At 59.3% G+C, this 17898-nt stretch carries 14 protein-coding genes and 1 pseudogene; 3 read left to right on the top strand and 12 right to left on the bottom strand.

All coding sequences use genetic code 11. The annotated features are described in order from the left end of the window. Position 1 precedes the first annotated feature (1 nt). The 3 genes from QJT82_RS31025 to QJT82_RS31035 form a co-directional block, all read right to left on the bottom strand. On the bottom strand, positions 2 to 232 hold the full coding sequence (locus tag QJT82_RS31025) for a hypothetical protein (RefSeq protein WP_245288980.1): 231 nt from the start codon (positions 230 to 232) through the stop codon (positions 2 to 4). Positions 233 to 427: 195 nt separating this feature from the next. Continuing rightward, entirely contained in the window at positions 428 to 1285 is an 858-nt protein-coding gene (locus QJT82_RS31030; protein WP_210199806.1) for a hypothetical protein, read from the bottom strand. Beyond that, on the bottom strand, positions 1282 to 2370 hold the full coding sequence (locus QJT82_RS31035; protein WP_028345400.1) for a type IV toxin-antitoxin system AbiEi family antitoxin: 1089 nt from the start codon (positions 2368 to 2370) through the stop codon (positions 1282 to 1284). The genes QJT82_RS31030 and QJT82_RS31035 overlap by 4 nt, the downstream gene beginning before the upstream one ends. Positions 2371 to 2716: 346 nt before the next feature. Between QJT82_RS31035 and QJT82_RS31040 the strand changes: the two genes are divergently transcribed. Next, positions 2717 to 3076 (top strand): hypothetical protein, encoded by a 360-nt coding sequence (locus tag QJT82_RS31040; protein ID WP_028345399.1) that lies wholly within the window; start codon positions 2717 to 2719, stop codon positions 3074 to 3076. Between the two features lie 49 nt (positions 3077 to 3125). Here QJT82_RS31040 and QJT82_RS31045 read toward each other — a convergent pair whose 3' ends face one another. The 3 genes from QJT82_RS31045 to QJT82_RS31055 are packed head-to-tail and all read right to left on the bottom strand — an operon-like array spanning position 3126 to position 5002. After that, a complete protein-coding gene (locus QJT82_RS31045) occupies positions 3126 to 4439 on the bottom strand; it encodes a DUF2130 domain-containing protein (RefSeq protein WP_028345398.1) in 1314 nt (437 codons plus the stop codon). Between the two features lie 24 nt (positions 4440 to 4463). After that, positions 4464 to 4802 (bottom strand): helix-turn-helix transcriptional regulator, encoded by a 339-nt coding sequence (locus QJT82_RS31050; RefSeq protein WP_035634480.1) that lies wholly within the window; start codon positions 4800 to 4802, stop codon positions 4464 to 4466. After that, positions 4802 to 5002 carry a type II toxin-antitoxin system RelE/ParE family toxin gene (locus tag QJT82_RS31055; RefSeq protein ID WP_018270031.1) on the bottom strand — a complete coding sequence of 67 codons (201 nt, stop codon included), beginning with the start codon at positions 5000 to 5002 and terminating at the stop codon, positions 4802 to 4804. Before QJT82_RS31055 ends, QJT82_RS31050 begins: the two co-directional genes overlap by 1 nt. Positions 5003 to 5483: 481 nt before the next feature. Here QJT82_RS31055 and QJT82_RS31060 point away from each other — a divergent pair, with 481 nt between their 5' ends. Continuing rightward, positions 5484 to 5699, top strand: coding sequence for a hypothetical protein (locus QJT82_RS31060; RefSeq protein ID WP_028345397.1), 216 nt, complete (start codon positions 5484 to 5486; stop codon positions 5697 to 5699). 567 nt (positions 5700 to 6266) lie between these two features. Here the strand turns inward: QJT82_RS31060 and QJT82_RS31065 are convergent. The 4 genes from QJT82_RS31065 to QJT82_RS31080 are packed head-to-tail and all read right to left on the bottom strand — an operon-like array spanning position 6267 to position 14493. Continuing rightward, entirely contained in the window at positions 6267 to 7529 is a 1263-nt protein-coding gene (locus QJT82_RS31065) for a TIGR02679 family protein (protein WP_264641766.1), read from the bottom strand. Next, positions 7526 to 11650, bottom strand: a complete 4125-nt coding sequence (locus QJT82_RS31070) for a TIGR02680 family protein (RefSeq protein ID WP_028345395.1) — start codon at positions 11648 to 11650, stop codon at positions 7526 to 7528. The genes QJT82_RS31065 and QJT82_RS31070 overlap by 4 nt, the downstream gene beginning before the upstream one ends. Next, on the bottom strand, positions 11640 to 12986 hold the full coding sequence (locus QJT82_RS31075; protein WP_080687061.1) for a TIGR02678 family protein: 1347 nt from the start codon (positions 12984 to 12986) through the stop codon (positions 11640 to 11642). The genes QJT82_RS31070 and QJT82_RS31075 overlap by 11 nt, the downstream gene beginning before the upstream one ends. After that, on the bottom strand, positions 12979 to 14493 hold the full coding sequence (locus QJT82_RS31080; protein WP_018270039.1) for a TIGR02677 family protein: 1515 nt from the start codon (positions 14491 to 14493) through the stop codon (positions 12979 to 12981). The genes QJT82_RS31075 and QJT82_RS31080 overlap by 8 nt, the downstream gene beginning before the upstream one ends. Before the next feature lie 311 nt (positions 14494 to 14804). Here QJT82_RS31080 and QJT82_RS31085 point away from each other — a divergent pair. After that, positions 14805 to 15205, top strand: a pseudogene (locus QJT82_RS31085) (cell envelope biogenesis protein TolA); the annotation flags it as partial. 676 nt (positions 15206 to 15881) lie between these two features. On the opposite strand, the gene QJT82_RS31090 reads toward QJT82_RS31085, so the two are convergent. Continuing rightward, positions 15882 to 16466 carry an aminodeoxychorismate/anthranilate synthase component II gene (locus QJT82_RS31090; protein WP_018270040.1) on the bottom strand — a complete coding sequence of 195 codons (585 nt, stop codon included), beginning with the start codon at positions 16464 to 16466 and terminating at the stop codon, positions 15882 to 15884. Then, positions 16463 to 17857, bottom strand: coding sequence for an aminodeoxychorismate synthase component I (gene pabB / locus QJT82_RS31095; protein WP_028345393.1), 1395 nt, complete (start codon positions 17855 to 17857; stop codon positions 16463 to 16465). The genes QJT82_RS31090 and pabB overlap by 4 nt, the downstream gene beginning before the upstream one ends. Positions 17858 to 17898: the final 41 nt, after the last annotated feature.

Consider the following 17898-nt stretch of genomic DNA (forward strand, 5'->3'; position numbering starts at 1 on the left):
CTCATCGCGTGTCAGGGCACAGAGGGCGAATTCGCCGCGCTTCAGGGGCACCCAGACGGGAAGCCACGCCGGGGCCGGCAAGGTAAAAGATATAGGCGCCGGCGTTGAAGAAGACGTGGGCTGATGCACGCTTCCATTTTTCGATGAACGGCTTGCTGGGTCCCATCCATCGCATGATTGCGAACTCCTTGCCGTCGAGATTGACGACGCGGGATTTGAAATCGAGCGACACCCTCGTAGCCCTGATAGGCGGCGAGCACCTCCCCGCGCGCCGCCTGCATCCGACCTCGCCGCGGTTCGTGCTTGGCCGCGGCGATCTCATCGAAAACGTCCGTCGTATCGACGGCGAGCAGCGGGATAGAGCGCATCGCCGCTCTTGCATCGGTCGCCGTAAGGGCCCTGTGTTTTTGCCATGGGCTTGTTCCCGCTAGACCAGCCCCAAGGCCTTCAGCCAGGCCTGCACCTGTCCGAAAGCGTCCTGTTGCCATTGATCGGGGGTACGGTCTCCGAGGAGATTCGTTTCCTCGACGAACTTCCGCACCGACGTTGGGCCGTAGGCATCTTCCTTGACAAACTTTCCGGCGATGTGGGCGTAGCCTTGTTTGCCTTCCGCCAACTCGAGCAGCGGCTTGCAATCCGCGGCGAGCGCCTGCAGCCCGCCGGGGTAATTGCGGATGCAGTAATAGATATCGTAGGCGTCCTTCTGCTTATGCCGGTTTTGGATGGCATAGCCCTTCATGGCCAGAAGAGCCGAGATCGAGGCGATCGCGATCTCGACGCGGTTCTTGCCGCCCGAGGGCATCGAGCCGTCGATCGCCACCATCTGATAAAACTGGAGCGCAAGATCGGCGCCGTCTGCGCGCTGAACGGCAAAAATCTCAATGAGGGCCGGCTTGTTCTTGGTGAGCTCGACATGGCGCGGCATCAGGAAATCGACGATCACGTCGATGGGCGGGCTTCCGTCGTTGGGGACGACCTGTCGCACGAGCTGAAACTTCTTGAGCTCGGTGCGCTGGTCGTAGCCGTTCTCCATTAGGCTTTCGATGAGCGCCTTGTATTCGGCGTCGTCCTTGAGGGCTGCGGCATCGAGCGCGATGTCGATATCGAGCGTGCCGACATGGGCCATGTCCTCGTTCTCAAGCAGGAGCCAGGGCACAGCGCCGCCGATGACCGCGAACTTGCCCTTGAAGCTGCCGAGGATCTGGCCCATTTCGACCAGCACGGATTTCACGGCCGCCGTGGTGCGCTCGTCGTAGTCGGCAGCGGACTGCGGCTCGGGCTTCACTTCTTTTGCCATTGGAGCTTTTCCTCGCGGAGATGCTCGGCGGCTTCCCTTCCGCGCTCTCCGGCTACGTAGAGGTCAAGGTAGGTCTGGACGGGGCTCGTGCACCGGACATACGGCGCGGGCTCGATGGAATCCCGAAAGAGTCCCTCGTCCTCGACTTGCAGGACGCTAACATTCTCACCGCGTGCCGGGGAGGACAAATCAAGGCGCTCTTTGAGCACCGAGAGGCCCTTCTCATCGGCGTAAAAATAGTTGGTACTTATACGGGCGTATGGCGCGAGCCACTGCGCCGCCGAGAAGGAGGCCAGCATGGCCTCACCCTTGCGGCTGGCCTCTTCGAGGACGTTCGGCAGGCGCTGTTGCAAGGCGCTGCCGTGTGAGGTGGTGTAAAAGAGAAGCTGCTGGCCTGGTGGCTTTTCATAGACCGCCCGCCAGCTATCGAGCAGCGCGTCGGGACGAATAAGGCTAAGCCCTTCGCGGTCGGTGCTTGCCCATTCGCGGTCAATCAAGGCGTGGCGGACATTGCTGACATGGCCGAGGCTCACATTAGCTTGTTCGGCAAGCTCGGCGACCTTCCAGGCACGTTTGGGATCGCGTAGCAGCAGACGGAGAATCTGGGCGGACTTTGGTGCAAAGATCGATTTGATTTCGCGGCGCTCGGTCGCGGGCTTGAGAGGAACCGCGCGTTCGATGAACACGCCCCCGAAGACCAGACGGCAATTGCCTTCAAAGTCTAGGAAGCCAATATTCTCTTCACGGCAGAGGCCCTGCGCGGCGGGCGACAGGTAGGGCGCGATGACGACGCCGTACGCGCCCTTGTCGAGGCTCTTTACGTAGTGCCGGAGCTGGTCAATCGCGGCCCGCACGATGCGCGGCTGGCCATTGCTCTTGAACTCGCAAACGATCTTCTGGGGGCGTCCATTCGACTTGACTTCGACGAGCAGGTCGAGCTCCCGGCGATGATCAGGGTCAATGACGTTCTGCTTGACGGCCACCACGGAGAGGAACGGGACTTCGGCCAAAACGGCTTGCAGCCGGTGGGCGGCTTCCTTCTCGAATTTCACTGTGGAGTATGGTTTCAGCATTTGCTGAAAATAGCCATACCAGTGAAACTAGTCAAGCAATTTCACTGAAAAGATCGTCTTCAGCATTCGCTGAAATGCCTATTTCGAGTGAAAACTAGTAGTAACCAATTGACTCTGCTCGATTCCATATGCAGTCAGACCTCCCCCCGTAGCCCAAAGGTTCGAGACGACGGCTCGCGAGAGCCCGGTCCCCGCTGGCGGGACGCGCCCGAAGGCTGGGAACCCACAGAACCGGCGGAAACGGTTTCCCTTCGGCCCTTCGGGTGCCGGATCGGCAAATCCATCCCGCGCGGCCGCCGCTGCCGGCTTCGCTTCCCTTAGCTGCCTCCCGATAAGGTCGAGGTAGATGTCCGCCAATCAGCGTGCCGTTATCGAGCGAATGCTTGCGAGCGGCGAAAGCTGCAATCAAGCCTCGTCCGGACCCGCTTTTCTTTCGGTAAGCGAAGGCGAATTCGGACACCACCTGAAGGCAATTGATAACATTCTCGGAGAGCAGACGGCCATCGTTGCCGACGCATTTTCCAAGTACCTGAAGATGGGCGAAGTCCCGGCCCCGTACTATCCCTGGCGCATTGCCATCATTCTACGGCGCGAAAAGAGATTTGATTTAGAGAAGCTGTTCCTTGCCGCGTGGCGCGGGCATTTCTCCGACGGAAACGGTGTCCGGTACGCTCAACTAGCCGACCGACTCCGAAAACTGACATAATCGCATCTGCGATTAGCAGTGTGGCTCCGGAGCACCAGCTGCTGCAGTGCTATCCTAGCTTTCGCTCCAGTTCGCTGTCATTTTCCAGCAATGGCACCTCCAAACTCGGAATCTCCGGCATGGCTTTTCCAGCGATGGCCTGAAGGTCGCCGATCATTCCCACCGTGGAATCGATGACGGCCAGTATCTGGGTCTCCCGCTTGGCCCACTGGCGTCCCATAAATTTGCGTTCCTTGTCGAGATCTTCGCGCATGTCGTTGAACTTCTCGACTACGGCGTCGACACGCTGCCGAAATTTCGTTCCCGTCAGGTAGTGGTAGACCTGCTCCATTTTGGTCTGCTGACCTTGTTGGACGAGGCGCGAGGTGCTCACGTCGATCAGCGCTTGGCGGAGCGCAACCGCTACGGGCAATGCGCAACGCGGATGAGCCACCCAGATGCCGTCGACCAGGTCGAACTGCTCGATATGTTTAGGCAAGACATGGGAGATGATCAAGGCGACGTCGGCGCCGGAGCGGCGCTGGTCGTCCCGCAACTTCGCAAGCCAGCCGTCGCTCCACGCCTTGGTACGCTTCGTCTCCCAGAGAATAATGCCAGCAGGCTGGCCAATCGACCCGTTGACCTGCTGGATCACGTCGGCGCCAAGCTCGCCTTTTCCGACCGGCTCAATCGTGTCGGTCGGAAACCGGCCGCGAAGTAATTCCTCCAGCTCAAGCTCCAGCACCTCGCCCTGGGACTGCTGCGATCCTTGTTCAGCCTTGCGTTTCAGCTCCTCGATGGTGCGCGTCATTGATTCAATGGTCTGGTCCTTTTCGGCGACGCGCAGCCGTGCCGCCTCGTCGGCCTCCTGCCTGGCCTTGATCTGGATCGGGTCAATCTGCGCCTGAACGCGTTTCTCAATGGTCAGATCAAGCTCGCGCTTCTCTTCATCGAGTGCGCGTTGCTTGCGGATGAGTTCGGCCTGCGCCTGCTGCGCCTCCGCCAATTTGGCGTTGTTCGCGTCGAGCATTTGGCGAAGCTCGGCCGCCTCGTTCGTCCGGGCCTGGACTTCGGCCGCGGCTGTCTCGCGCGCCTTTTTCGCTTCTGCGGCGACGAGTTGGCTTCGCTCCGCCGCCAGTCGGCTGGCGACCTGGTCCTCGACCTGTTCACGATCCTTTTGAAGCTTCTCGCGCTCCTGTTGGATTGCTTCGGTCTTTCGTGCGACCTCGGCGTCCTTGCTGGCGAGTTGTTCCTGGAAACGCTGCCGGGTCTCCGCGAGGAGGGGAGCGGCGAGCGATTCGGTGAGCCGAATCTCGTGGTCGCAATTGGGACAGCGAAGGGTAGGTTCATGCGCGGCCCCAGCCGCGGTCGCTTTGAATGTCATGACCCCTCCCGTTCAGCAGTTGTACTAGGCCGGAATGAATGTGATCCGGCCGACCTCGCCACGCTTCCGATGTGGCTTTACCGTTATTTCGACATCCTGATCGAACGCTGTCAGCATCCGCAGCAGCTTTTCCACCGAAACCAGCTTGAAATGCCCCCGAAGCAGTTTGGACAGGTCCGGCTGCTTCATCTCGACGAGTTTGGCGGCTTCGGTCTGGGTAATCTCCCGCTCCGCCATCAACCGCTTCAGCTGGACAACGAGAGCAGCCTTGAGCTGGTGCTCCTCGGCGTTCGGCAGGCCGAGATCAGCGAAAATGTTGCCGGAGCCCCGGCTATGGGCGGGCAGCTTCTTCTTCGTGCTCATTATCGGTCTCCCTTTGTTGCCCTGTGAATGGCCTCGGCGTCGCGTAGGCGCTGCCGGACCAGGTCAATGTGTCTTTGCGGTGTGGCAATGCCGCTGGTGGACTTTTTCTGGAATGCGTGCAGGACGTACAGGACGCCCTCTAAACGCGTTGTGTAGACGGTGCGGTAGGTATCACCGTCGAAATTGTCGCGAATCTCCAAAACCCCGCCAAAGCCCTTTAGAGGCTTCGCGTTGCGCGGGTGTTCGCCAAGCTGCGCTTCGAAAGGGACTGGCCGATCTCGCTTCGGACGGCCGCGGGAAATGCCCGCAGGTCTTTCTTGCTCGAACCCACGAATACGGTGGGTTTGATCGTGCGCAGTAGATCATTCACACAATTATAGTAATATACCTATAGTCGCTTGTCAACATCCGCCTACGAAAGGAGCCATCAGGGGGGCGTGCAATTGCCGTCGCCACTATCGGCACAGCCGGCGTAGCCCAGCCAAGTGGCTGGCATCGACGATCTCCATCATGTTGATCAGCGCTGCTGCAGCTGCCCTGCGCTCTTCCAGCCTCATGGACGAAAACCCGATGAGGTCGTTATGCTAAGGACCATTCAGATGGATATCGATGAGCTGAGAGATGCAGGAATACGGCTACATGGGCTAACCAAAGCCGACAGCGCTTATACATTCTATCACGATGAAAACCGAATATATCCGCAGATTGCATATCGTCGATGATGGTCGCCTGAATGTTGCGGAGCTGAAGGTATTCGTCTTGGGCGGTGCTGTGCAGGAGGGCGAGCCGTGTCCCATAGAGATCCAGTCTCTTCGCGAAGCAATGCGCATTCAGAAATCGGCGCCAGAAATCAAGCTGGAGCATGTGGCCAGCCGAAACGTCGGCCGGAGCAATTGAGGTCTACGGCAAACCGTGCCTTTGAACCATGCATTCTCACTCTGGACAGGGGTATCCCACGCAAGATCGGTCAACCTAGCGATTTCGTTGAGCAAAAGGCGCCAGACCGCGTCGGTCTCGACAATCCCTTCCATGTGACAGGCCCAAGCAGGTTCGACCGGAACACGCGCGACATCGCGGCGTCACGCAGATCACGCGGCAGTCTCCTGGAGGAAGGAAGAAGTTCCCTTAAGCGGGTCTCGAGCAGCAACAGATCAGCAAAGCGACCGACGTCATGGGGAAGGGATGAAAGGTACGCCACACCGCATCGAGCGCCTGATGAACGGCGCGGGCATCCCCGGCAGCCTTGGGACGTTACCGAGGTCCTGGGAACTTCCGCCGGCCAATGCCGCCTGAATCGCAGGATAGAGAACTCCAGTCGTTACCGGGGCTATAAACCGCCGGCGAGACGTGCGGCGACAAGTGGAAGGGTAAGGATTTCACGTCCGATGTTTCCCTGGCGCGCCGCCGCAAGACGCTGCATTCGTGTCGCCAATGGCCCGTGTATGACGAGGGTAGATCGGACGATCATCGAGCCAGATCCTGTAACAAGTCGTCGGTCAGGCTCTCTTCGGCGATCGCAAGACCGTGGGTTCGCATCGATGCTGTCAAAGCATCGTCCCATAAGGCGTGGACCTCGAGGCCGGCTAATGCAAAGCCGGGACGCGGCCCTCGTGCCACTGCCGCCACATATTCCTTGGCGTCGAACCGCCAGGGTACGGCCCCAAACTCACGGATGACGTGATTGGCGATGCGCAAGCCTGGCCAATCAAAATCTCCATGATAGTGCAGGCGGGCGCCCGCGATTGCGGGTTGCTGCAATATGGCGCGTTGGGCGGCGGCAGGCATTCCCTCAGTGCACACCATGGGCGCACAGTTCACGCCAAGTTCGTCGGCTGCGATCGCGAGAACATTCGGGTTTTCACAAACGTAGATGTCTTGTCCTTTGACCATCCAGAGGGGATCGGACCGCAACAAAAAGCGCAGTGAGGCGTAAGTTGGCTCGCCTGACGGCAGCGGCAACAAGCGGCCGCTGCTGATCTGGAGGTTCAAAAACAGGGCAGGCCGCGCGAGTTCATTGACCAGAATTCCTGCCTTGGCCCAAATGTCACGAATCCGCTCCTCGCCATTGTCGCGAACCCTGGCGCTCTCAAGCGCTGGCGCGTCGTCGCAAATGTCCCGGTCGAGATTCACCTTGCGCCAAATCGCGAGTACCAACGTCGCTACGGCTTGTCCCGTGTCGAGCGCGTGCGCGTCGCCAAGGCTTTTCGCCGCCAGCTGTGCCCGGGTCATACCCTTGGCTGGTAGAAGCTTGAGCACAATATCTGCCTGCGAGCAAAGTCGGGTGGCGACGTCTGTGTCACCATTCGAGAGCCGCTTCACCAGGCCCATCCCGAAGGGCGTTTGGAGAAAGCTCGAAAGATCCTGATGGGTTGCGCCAGACAGCGCCTTCGACCATCCTGCTCTCAACTCGGCCCGAGCCGTCTCTGCGTGAATGATCGGACCGTCTATTGATTCCAGCGCGTCGCGCAGTGACGGTGCGACACCTGCTCGGCTCAAGGCGGCGTCGATCATTTGCACATCGACCTGCATGGAACTTGAGAAACGAGTCGGTCGACCCATCAGCCCGGCAAGTGCCGCATGCTCGGCGCTGCTGAGATTCGAAAGCCGAAACCCCTGTATCTTTCCATCCACGGGGCCTCGCTCGAAGCGCTGTCGAAGACGCTTTCTAAGTGGAGCCCGCGCATCGCCGCCGAGCAGACGCTGGAGACGGCCGTCCCCTTCAATCATGCGCCTGCAAACCTTCGATTTGGATCATTTTCACGCTGCTTGGCGCGGCCATCCCAGGTCCAACGGGAGACGTGTACTGCATCGATATTCTCAATTCTCTGAAGGTGGCAGATCGAGACGCCGGGTAGTTCAGCATAGCATCCCCACTCGCGTTCGCTTGTTACGACGAAATCGAGGTCGAACTCACGAATCAATGCCATGCAGTGGGCCCGCGCAGAATCGTCAATGCCGGCAAAAACCTCGTCGAGCAACACGAGGCGCGGAGAGTGGGGCGAGCCGCTCTGGCTATAAAAGCTGGCGACCGCCGCGAACAACGGGACCGTCAGGCCAAGCGCGCGTTCGCCGCTCGATGCAGGCCCGGACAGCTTGCGCCACTGCTTGTCCTGCCAACGTTGGACGGTGAACCGGTGCCAATGACGATAGTCGAGAGCTCGGCTCAATTGATCGAGAAGGCTACCGCCCGTCGTCGAATCCGCATTCGCCCGCTCGATATCGATTCGATCCTGCAACATGGCTCCGACCACGCTGCGGTCCTCGGGACTCCAAAGATCCGTGCTTGTGTTCAACAGCCGCTTTCGGGCAGCATCCAATCCAACGGGCGCCCCCTCGGCCCCCTCGGCCAGCGGAAGCCACTGCAGCCTGAAGCGGACTCCGGTCGACGTTGGTCGCTTGTACAGCTCCTCGTTGATGGCATCGACTTTCCGAGCTGCATCCTGCATCAATCGCTGGATCGCCGCGGCAATCTCGGCCTGGAGGTGATTTTCCAGTATCTCTCGCTCGCGTGCCGTCAGCAGCTCCCGACGCTGAGCAATTTCATGCTTGAGCCGTTCCGTAAGCCGATCCGGCCTTTCCGGCCGATTTTGATAGACGACAGTGACCACCAGTCCATAGTCGGCCGTTTGGTCCATTTGGGCCTGGTGACCGAGCGCGCTAAGGGCGCGGCTGAGTTCGGTGTAATCCACAGAGAGATGACTTTGGATCCGCTTCCACGCCTCATCATCATGCGGAACGTCTGATAGGGCCTGTTCGGCTCGGCGCGCGAGCGTCAGCGCCGGCTCAATCGTCCATGCTGCTCGAGAGTCAGGTAGGTCAATTTCAGGAAGGGCGATCGGCAGAAGGTCGGTTGCAGCAAATCCCTGCAATCGAGCAACGGCTTGTTGACGCCCTGCAATCCGCTCCTGCAATAGCTCGTCGGCTGAGGTCACTTTTTGCTCCGCCCGCGCCCGTTCCTCACTCGCGCTTCGGGCAATTGCTCCCTTTCTCTTCAAATCAGCTTCGCTGAGCTCGAGCGCGGTTCGGGCGGTCTCAAGCTTGGCTTGTAATTCGGCAACCTTCGCGCCTACGGTTTCTTGCAGCGTCTCCAGCCGTATCCTCGCCTCGCTGGCATTGCGCCCCTGCTCGATTGCGTGCGCAATATTTGCGTCCGCTTCTTGTTTGGCATCTCGTTCACGGTTCTGTTGTTTCAGCAATTCCGATTGAGCCTGGCGCAACTCGCGAGCCGCATGAGCGAGCGCAAATACCTTTTCCGTCAGCTGCGCAAGCGTGGTGTCGACGGCGTTCAATTGAGCGTAGTCGTCGGGAAGATGCAGGTCCTGAGCGTCCTTATGCAGGATCGAGCGCGCACTGCTTCGGCGCTCGACAGATTCCGCCAGTCTTTGCGCGGCTTGCTCGAGCCGACCGGAAGCCGAGGTAAATTCACGGGCAGCCGATGTTACTTCGGCGTGGCAGGCTCGCAATGAATCGTCTCCAGGGGCACCACGCCACTCCTCCGCGGCACGCTCTTGGTCGCGCGCTTGCTCCGAAAAACGATCTTCCAGAGCAGCTCGTGCTTGAGCGAGCTCCTCAAGCCTGACCGAGATAGCCTCAAGCCGGCGCGCGCGAGCCGCGGCGCGGGCAGCATAACCTATATAGATTGCAACGGGTTTGGACCAGGCGCCGGAGAGCGCGCCAATTCGGAAGCATCCGGTCGGCGATAGCCAGGTCTCCGCCTCGCCGCTATCTTGCTCCGTGCAGCTCATGCCAAGTAGCAGGCTTGTGACAATGTCCGCCGAGACTTGATCTCCCGCAGGCTGCAGCCAGTGCGCCAACGTTTCCACCTGACACGGACGTCCTACCAGTTCCGTATCATGGAGCCGTCGCGGCCCACTCGGAATGTGCACAGTTCCGTCAGGCTCGACCCATGCATCGAGAAGTCCCGATGCCTCAAGTGCGGCTTCGAGGCCGGCGCGCTCCGAGGTATCAAGACGCTCGTGGAAATCAACCAGCTGCCACAGAGGCGCGCCACGGCGGTCAACTCGAACCCCCGCCGCGCGAAATGGCGGAATGGACGGTACAGCGTCCACGCCTTTTTCAAGGCGCTCACGCTCGGCCGTTAGATCCGCCTCTTCGTTCTCGATTGCCCGTCGTTCAGCGATGAGCGCCGAACGGCGCGTGGCGAGGCGCTCGCTGGCGACCTGCTGAGCTTCTTGCAACGAACCGCGCGCCGGGTTCTCCCCCTCCAGGGTAACAACCCACGTCGCGAGCAAGTTCAGCGATCCTTGTGCATCTCGCAACGTCAATTGCTGCAGCGTACCAAAGTGCGTCGCCCAGGCATCAAGATGTGCACGTCCCTCACTTTCCACGGCCTGATCCGCTGCATCACGTCGGGCCTGGGCTGCCTTCGCTTCCTCCTGCCGCTCCTGATGTGACCGATCCTTCGCGTCATGATCCCGCTCGGCCTCGTCGACGGCTCCCCGTAGACTCCTCACATGCGCAACCTGTCCACGACGTCGCTCAATGATTTGCCGCAAATCGCTTTTTGCAGCTTCGCAAGCCAGCTCGTTCAATTCAGCGAGCTCGGCGATATCCGACCCGGTCAGAAGTCCCTGGTTCCACTGTTGGTCGGTGCCACTGAGCTGAGCGAGCGGCAAGGCGGCCTTTCTAACCTCAAGTACCTGGCCGCCTATGCTGGCGAGGCGTTCGCCCCGTTCAAATGTAGCGCTTTGTTCGCTGACAAAGCGGCTCTTCGATGCCGTTGACCTTGCGTCGGCCTGTTCGGCCTCACGCTTGCGATCGCTCGCTTCTCTTGCGGCAGAATCCAGTCGATTTGCGTCCTTGTTCGCCGGGTCAGATAGCAGCACTTCCCAGCGCGTTCGGTTTGTGGCCACGATCTCTTCTGCAGCGCTATGGGCGCCATTAGCCTCTTCCTCCGCCGCTTCTAGAGCTGCGAGCTCAGAGCGAGCCTCATTAGCTGCACGACTGGCATTGTCGAAGCCTGTTTGCGCGCTACGCAGGCCTCGCGCCTGTCGTCGTGTTTGCGTCCTAGCGTAAGTCCGATACCGATCCGTAAATTGACCGACATAACGAGCGAGCGCTTGGTAGTCCTGCAGCTGGCGACGGTCTTCCTCAAGTTGATTGAACGCATCGGCCACGTCGGTCAAAAGATCGGTGGACAGGGGAGGGAGTGCTTCCGTCAACGCGGCCGACAAACTGCCTTCATCCGGCTTCTTCGATAGCTGCGGTTGCCGAAGCTGGATCAGTGTGTCCATCAACGCCGAATAGCGCGCATGACCCAATTGGAAGAGATGTTCGTCTACCGCACGGCGATAGCTGGCCGCCGTGTCGTAGACTTGCCCATGATCGGCCAGCGTCTCTCGAAGCTTCTCCTTGGTCAGCACAACACGCTGCGGGCTCGTGAGCCACACGTCTTCACCAATGCGCTGACCGTCAAGAATGAAGAACCAGCTATCGACGTTCGGCCGTGCCGCGACCGCCAACAAACCACTGCCCAGAGTGAGATACCGTGGCTGTCCGTCCTCTGACAAGCGCCCGAATTCAATCCAGGTGTAACCCATCCGGCGCTCGTGCTTCCCGAGCAGCAGATTCCAGGCCATCTTCTTCGTCGCGTCGCCGTCCGGTTCGACTCTGGACGATTTCAGCTGGGCATCAAACAGAAATGGAAGCGACAAGGAGAGCACCTTGGACTTTCCGGTCCCGTTGTTCCCACGAAGCAGCAGGTGTCCATCGCGAAACCAGAACTCCTCGCTGTCGTAGTGAAAGAGATCGACCAATCCGAGGCGAAGCGGCTGCCACCGCTCGCGGGCGGGAGCGGGCAGGTCCGGCTGGGCTCCGTTATTGCGCATCGTGATCTTGCTGGCCGGCTGATTTGCGCGCCGTGCCGGCCTCCCGAATCTCCGCCTGTCCGACGGCGAAGCGACTTATTGCAGGCAACGGACGGACACCGTTCGCCGACATAGAGATCAGACGAAGCTTGCGCAACCGCTCCAATGCGATACGTGCCAGTTCACGCTGCGTGCCTGGTTCCCGTGCAGATTTTCGCCAATAACGGCCATAGCGTTCTCGCGCCCTCTCTATGAAATTCGTGATGTCGACTTCAGTTGAGATCTGATGTTCAGGCTCGCCTCCATCGCGGAGCGTACCCGCAAGATGCTCGGCTACCAGGAGCGTGACGTGCGCCTCGGTGCCTTCCGCCGGCATGGAAAGATCGGTGAGCGTTCCGGTCTCGTCAGCAAGCGCCAATCCCTCCGCGCGCTGTTCGGGAACGAGACCAGCAGCTTCCGCAAGGCGAGCTCCCATCGGGCCACGCTGATTCAAGAAGTACGCGCGCGTCACCGGATCGAGCGAGTCGGTGTACACGACCGGATCGTCGAGGAGGCGTCGCGACAGGTCACGCCGTGTAGCGGTCCTGCGGCCGTCGTCGCTGTCCGGCACATGTTCAGCGGTAAGGGCTTGCAACCGCTGTTCTACATCCTGCGGCGCTTCTTCTGCGGCCCATGTTGAAGGACCGCGTGCTGCGGCCAGAATCCCGGCAAGGACGCGACGCTGGATGTCATAGAGCGCATCATGCAGATGTTCGGAAGTCTCGGAAATGTGATGCACGAAGCCCTCTTCCTCACCCGCGACGCGAACGAGAACACCAATGTCTAAAAGATGGCGACAGACGGCCACAAGTTCGCGTCGTTCGTGGTGCGTCTGCAGCGTAAAACTGAAGGCAAGGGCATTCAGTGAAGGCTCCGCGGCGAATGCAAGCAGCCGATCGCCAAGAACGCGGAGCGTGATCTGCGGATCAGCGCGCTCAAGGACGGCGCACGCCAAGCAGAACAGGATATAGCGGCGTCTATCGTAATCCGGGAAGCCACGCGTGGAATCGAGAAGATCAGCAGGACGCTTGAAAAGACGAGCGCAGTCGCGCTCGACATTCAGTATCCATCCCGTTTCGCGCGCGAACCATTCTCTGAGGGTTTCGGAATGTCGACGTACAGCCGTGAAATCAGGATGCGCTGACGTCATCAGCGGTGTCATTAAGAGAGCGCGAAGCGCGGTTGAAATCTCCTCTCGCACGTAGCGTGCTTGATGCAGTCCAATGTGCTGGCTCTGGACGCGGGTCGCCTTGCCATCCGGGCGTCCGGCGTCGCCACGCCGGATTTGACCGTCCTGCTGTTCCGTCACGCTACTCATGTCGCGCTTCCATGGACGTCACGGTGAGAAGGTGGTCGCGACCGGTGAACAGCCCTGTTTCGGTTGCGATCTCTGCAGTCGAGTCTGCGTCGAGCGGCTCCAGGCGAACCCGCAACAGGCCGTCGCCAGTTTGTCGTTCGACAACCTCGTCGGGGTGCGTCTGCGCTGGAAGCGTTTCACCTAGCAGGGTGAGAAACAGCTGGAACCCGTGACGATCGAGCTCGCCGAACTCGGACAGACGCGTGGGCTCGCCGCTCGCGAGCCGCGCGCGCGCCTCCTGGATTTCACGATCTTCTTCCGTCAATTGCGCCTGGAGTCGTTCTCGCTCGGCTTGACGGTCCTGCACGCGCGGGAGCGGGCCACGCGGAGCCATCTCGCCATATTCGCGCAAGCGCGGGTGTATGCGCACGGGCGGAGCATCATTCCAAGGCGTCGTAGCCGGCAGATCGCTTGTTTCCGCGCCGATCAGGAAGTGCCGGGCCGGATTGAGTGCGAACGCAGCGCGGGCAAGCCGATGTGCCTCGTCCTCGCTGGCGCAATCCGCAAACCAATGGGCAAGGACACGAAAGTCCGCGGATCGATCGCTGCGACCGCTGCGGCGTTCGTTCAATGCAGCGATGACCGCGAGCAGATGCGGGATAGCAGATCGAGCCCTCGATCTTAACACTTCGCCTTGCGGCGGATCATTTCCCGCGCTGACAAACCATCCTCGCAGTCCCTTCCATCGCTCTGTCCAAGCATCAAGCGACTGCGTTGAAGGCTTTTCCTGTTCGTTTTCTTGTACAGGAGCCGCGTCTCGCGATTCGCGTTGTGACGCCTGCTGCAGAAGGGGGCTAATGACTGGGTCAAGCGCGACAAGATGCTGCGCAATACCACCCGAGCGGCTGACAAGGTCACCGATGAATCGATCAAGATAGTCAATCAATCTCTTCTTGTAGGCGATAATTGCGTTTGTATCCGAATGTTGAAGCTCGATGCTGCGTCCGATGCTAACCATGAACGCTTGGGCGTTTTCGGCGAGACCTTCGAAGACTCGAACCAAATCACGCAGCGTCTCATGAATTTTCGCGGCGTCGAACACCGGTTCTTGCGCGAGGTTTCGTAGAACCTGCAGCTGCTTTGCGATGTCTTCGAGCGCAACGCTCTGCAGCTCGGCTCGCCGCCTTAGTGCTTGGCTGAATACAGCAAGGGCTGACTCGACCGCCTCCCCGCCTTCAGAAAGACGATAGAGGAAACGCGCACGATAGAAATCGCTGATGCTAGCGACACGGGCCGTGTCAGGCTGCGACTCGAGATTGCCCCATTCGGTTAGTTGCGCCAATGCGCCCTGAAGATCTTCGATCCTGGGAGGTGCGGCATTCCACTGCGCTTCACCAAGAACTTCGTCGGGTCTGAGATGGAGACGGAACTGTCGCTTGGCCGCGGCGAACGCATCCATGATCTTCCGATAGAGTTCGGACTTTTCGGCGGTGACATGTTTGAATAGCTCACGTGCATCAACTCTCATGGAATGCCGCTGCAAACAGAGGGGGGACTTAGTGGTGATTTAATCAGCGAGGAACAATAAGTGAACGGCTGTGTAGGTCAACCGGGAGAGACGGAGGGTTGAATAAGTCTAGCACCGCAATTTTTTGTGCGGTGCGGCAAAAGCCGACGACATCGCTGTTTTTGAGACCTGTTCTGTCGGAACCGGGTTTAGATAGCCGTCTTGAATTTTAGACCCGCCCCGAAACGGAGTATCGAGTTCATGGCGCCCCGTGCCAACTGGAAAGGCTTTCTGCGTCCGTCTCCCGTCAAGTGTCCCGCCGCGCTTTAGGCATGGCTAGGAAGCTGAAGACTTACCAAACCGCGCTCGGCTTCTTCGACTTGGCGATCGCGGCTCCGTCGATGAAGGCTGGCTCTGAAAGCCTGGGGCTCGGACAGCAATCTTTTCCATCAGGGCGCGGCAAAGGAAAGTGAGGATCCAGACGTCATCGCAGGAACCACGGCGGCACCGGGCGTCGTTCTGAAGCGTCCCGTGGGCTCAAGCGGGAAGTTCAAGGAAAACGCACGAACTGCCTGCTGGTCTCGCCATAGACGACAGTTGGAAGAAGGCATACCGCAAGTCGCCGAGCCGCAAGGCGCAGAAGCATCTGAAGAGAACCGCCGACCGGAAGGCCGCACTCGCTTTCGAGAACGAACGAGAGTATCGCGATCGCGAACGCGCCAAGGAAGAGGCTATATCAACTCACATGTTCCGTGCGCGATTCAATTCACGATTGATGCGATCTTTGACCCGACGAACCGCAAGAAGCTCCAACCTCGTTCGGGTTCGGCCACTGATCGTCTTGCCATCGAGTTCAAAACTGTAGCGCCACTCGCCCGACAATACTTCTCGAATGCTGAATTGCACACCTCTATGCTGCATAAATAGTTTCAATCCCGATACACAATGGCCCCCAGCGCCGTCGTCGTCGAGCTCCAGATTGATCTATGATTCCCTCAATCCTGAAAGCGTTGACCCGATACCGAAGTGAGCCGCCGATCCATAGGACCGGCGGCCAAGTCAAGGGAGGAAACGCCCGTTAGGGCAGCGGTAGGAGAGTATACCGCTTAGGCACCGCCAATCTCCTGGCGGATCTCGCAAAACAAATTTGCAATTTGGCTAGAAGATGATCCCGATTCACCGAATGAAGGTGATGCGAGGTCTACGCGTGCTGGCTTCAAGTAATTCAATTCAGCCTGTAGCAAAAGCAAAAGTTGCGTACGCGGCGTACAAACCGAGCTCTTCTTTTCGGTTACACCTTCAACAGGTCGAAGCTGTTTCGTCGTTTTACAGGGCTAGATTCGAAAGGCACGCAGCCTGCCATTCGATCTTGCGGAGTAGGCGCCACTTGCGCGATAAACTCTCCGGCTTCACGCTCGGAAACTCTCCGCTAAGCGCAAGAAATTCATAAGCAGCGCGTCACCTTGATCGGTAAGTACTGACTCCGGGTGGAACTGCAGGCCGTGGGTTGGGTGATGCCGATGGGACAAAGCCATAATTTCACCTTCATTTGAACGGGCTGTCACCGCGAGAGGCGACGCGTCCGCCTCACCGAGTTCAATCGCCAGAGAATGGTAGCGTCCAACAGAAAGTGGAGACGGGAGCTCTTTGAATAATCCTCGGCCATCGTGAGCTATGTCGGAAGCCCGGCCGTGCATCGGACAACGGGCGCGCACAACCCGGCCGCCGAAAACGCTCCCAATACACTGGTGCCCAAGACAGATGCCGAGAATTGGGATGTGGCCCGAAAGTTCGCGGACAACCGCTGTGGATATCCCGGCCTCCATTGGTGTGCAGGGGCCGGGAGAGATGACGATCGCCCGTGGCTTGAACGCAACAAGATCGGCGCAGCGGATCGCGTCATTCCGGACAACTTTGGTTTCTGCACCAAGCTTGCGGAAGTAGCGCGCAATATTGAAAACGAAGGAGTCGTAATTGTCGATGATGAAGATCAAAATACACCGGACGGATCGGCATTAAAGGCATCGAACAGTCGCTGGGCCTTGGCAAGCGTCTCTTCATATTCGGCTTCCGGATCCGACATCGCCGTTATTCCGCCCCCTGCATGAAACACAGCCTGGTCGTCGTCAATCATTACGGTGCGGATCGCAATGTTGGTATCCATCTGTCCATTGAATCCGATGAAGCCAATCGCCCCGCAATAGACCTCTCGCGCCACTTGCTCAATGTCCGCAATGATTTCCATTGCTCGCACCTTCGGAGCTCCGGTCACGGAGCCGCCTGGAAAGCAGGCGCGAAGCAGACCGACGGCGTCTTGATTTGCAGCAAGTGCGCCCCTGACAACCGAGACGAGGTGGTGCACTGAAGCGTAGGATTCGAGGTTGCATAATGCCGTAACCTCGACCGAATTGTCCGTACAAACGCGAGACAGATCGTTGCGCAGCAGGTCGACGATCATGATATTCTCGGCGCGGTCCTTTTCGGATGCAAGGAGGATTTCGGCGCGGCGCCGATCTTCCTTCGGATCCACGGCGCGCGCGATTGTTCCCTTGATGGGGCGAGTTTCGACCTGTCGTCCGTCGAGCTTCAGAAACCGCTCAGGAGAGCTCGATGCAATCGTCATCTTGTCGTAGCGCAAGAGGGCAGCGAATGGTGCCGGGTTCGATAACCGCAGCTGGCAATAGAAGGTGAGGGGATCGAACAGGGGCGATATCTTGGCACTAAAGCGTTGTGCGATGTTCGCTTGGAATATATCCCCGGCCAGAATCAACTCGACGACGCGCTGGACCGCCGCGATGAAGCCTTCTCGGCCAAAGTTCGAATGCCATGCGCCCGCAGTGCTGGGAATGGTGAGCGGCGGCAACCTTGGCCTGACTAGCAGCGCCGCAAACTCGTCGGCGCGACGGCGCGCACGCTCGGTTCGCCGAGCGGAGTCCTGCTCCGGCCATCCGGTCGAGACGATCCAGCACTTGCGGTCCCGGTGATCGAAACTGACCACCACGTCATAGAAATTTAGTACCGCTTGAGGCAATTGCAGACCGACAATCGACGGCCGCGGCAGCCGCTCCAGCGTTCGGTTCAGATCGTAACCAAGGAAGCCGGCAGCGCCGCCCTGGAACGGCGGGAGATCGGGGCGATGCGCCTCTCGATATCTGGCTAGAAGGTTGCGGAGGACGGCCCATGGATCACCAGCAACGATCTTCCCGTTCCAACTAGCCTGTCCATCCGACACAAAATATGTGCTGAACGGCTCGCAGGCCAGATAGGAGTAGCGCCCAAGCACCTCATGCTCTGCCGCACTATCGAGAAAGGTAAGGTGCGGCCGCTGCGCAAAGCATCGCAACGCCTTGACTGGATCAATCCACGGCATCTCCAGGACGTGCATGAGGTTATCTGTTACCGAAGGGCAGCACGTTGTGAAGCCCG

The organism is Bradyrhizobium sp. Mp19, assembly GCF_029952935.1.
GTDB classification, from domain to species: Bacteria; Pseudomonadota; Alphaproteobacteria; order Rhizobiales; family Xanthobacteraceae; genus Bradyrhizobium; species Bradyrhizobium elkanii.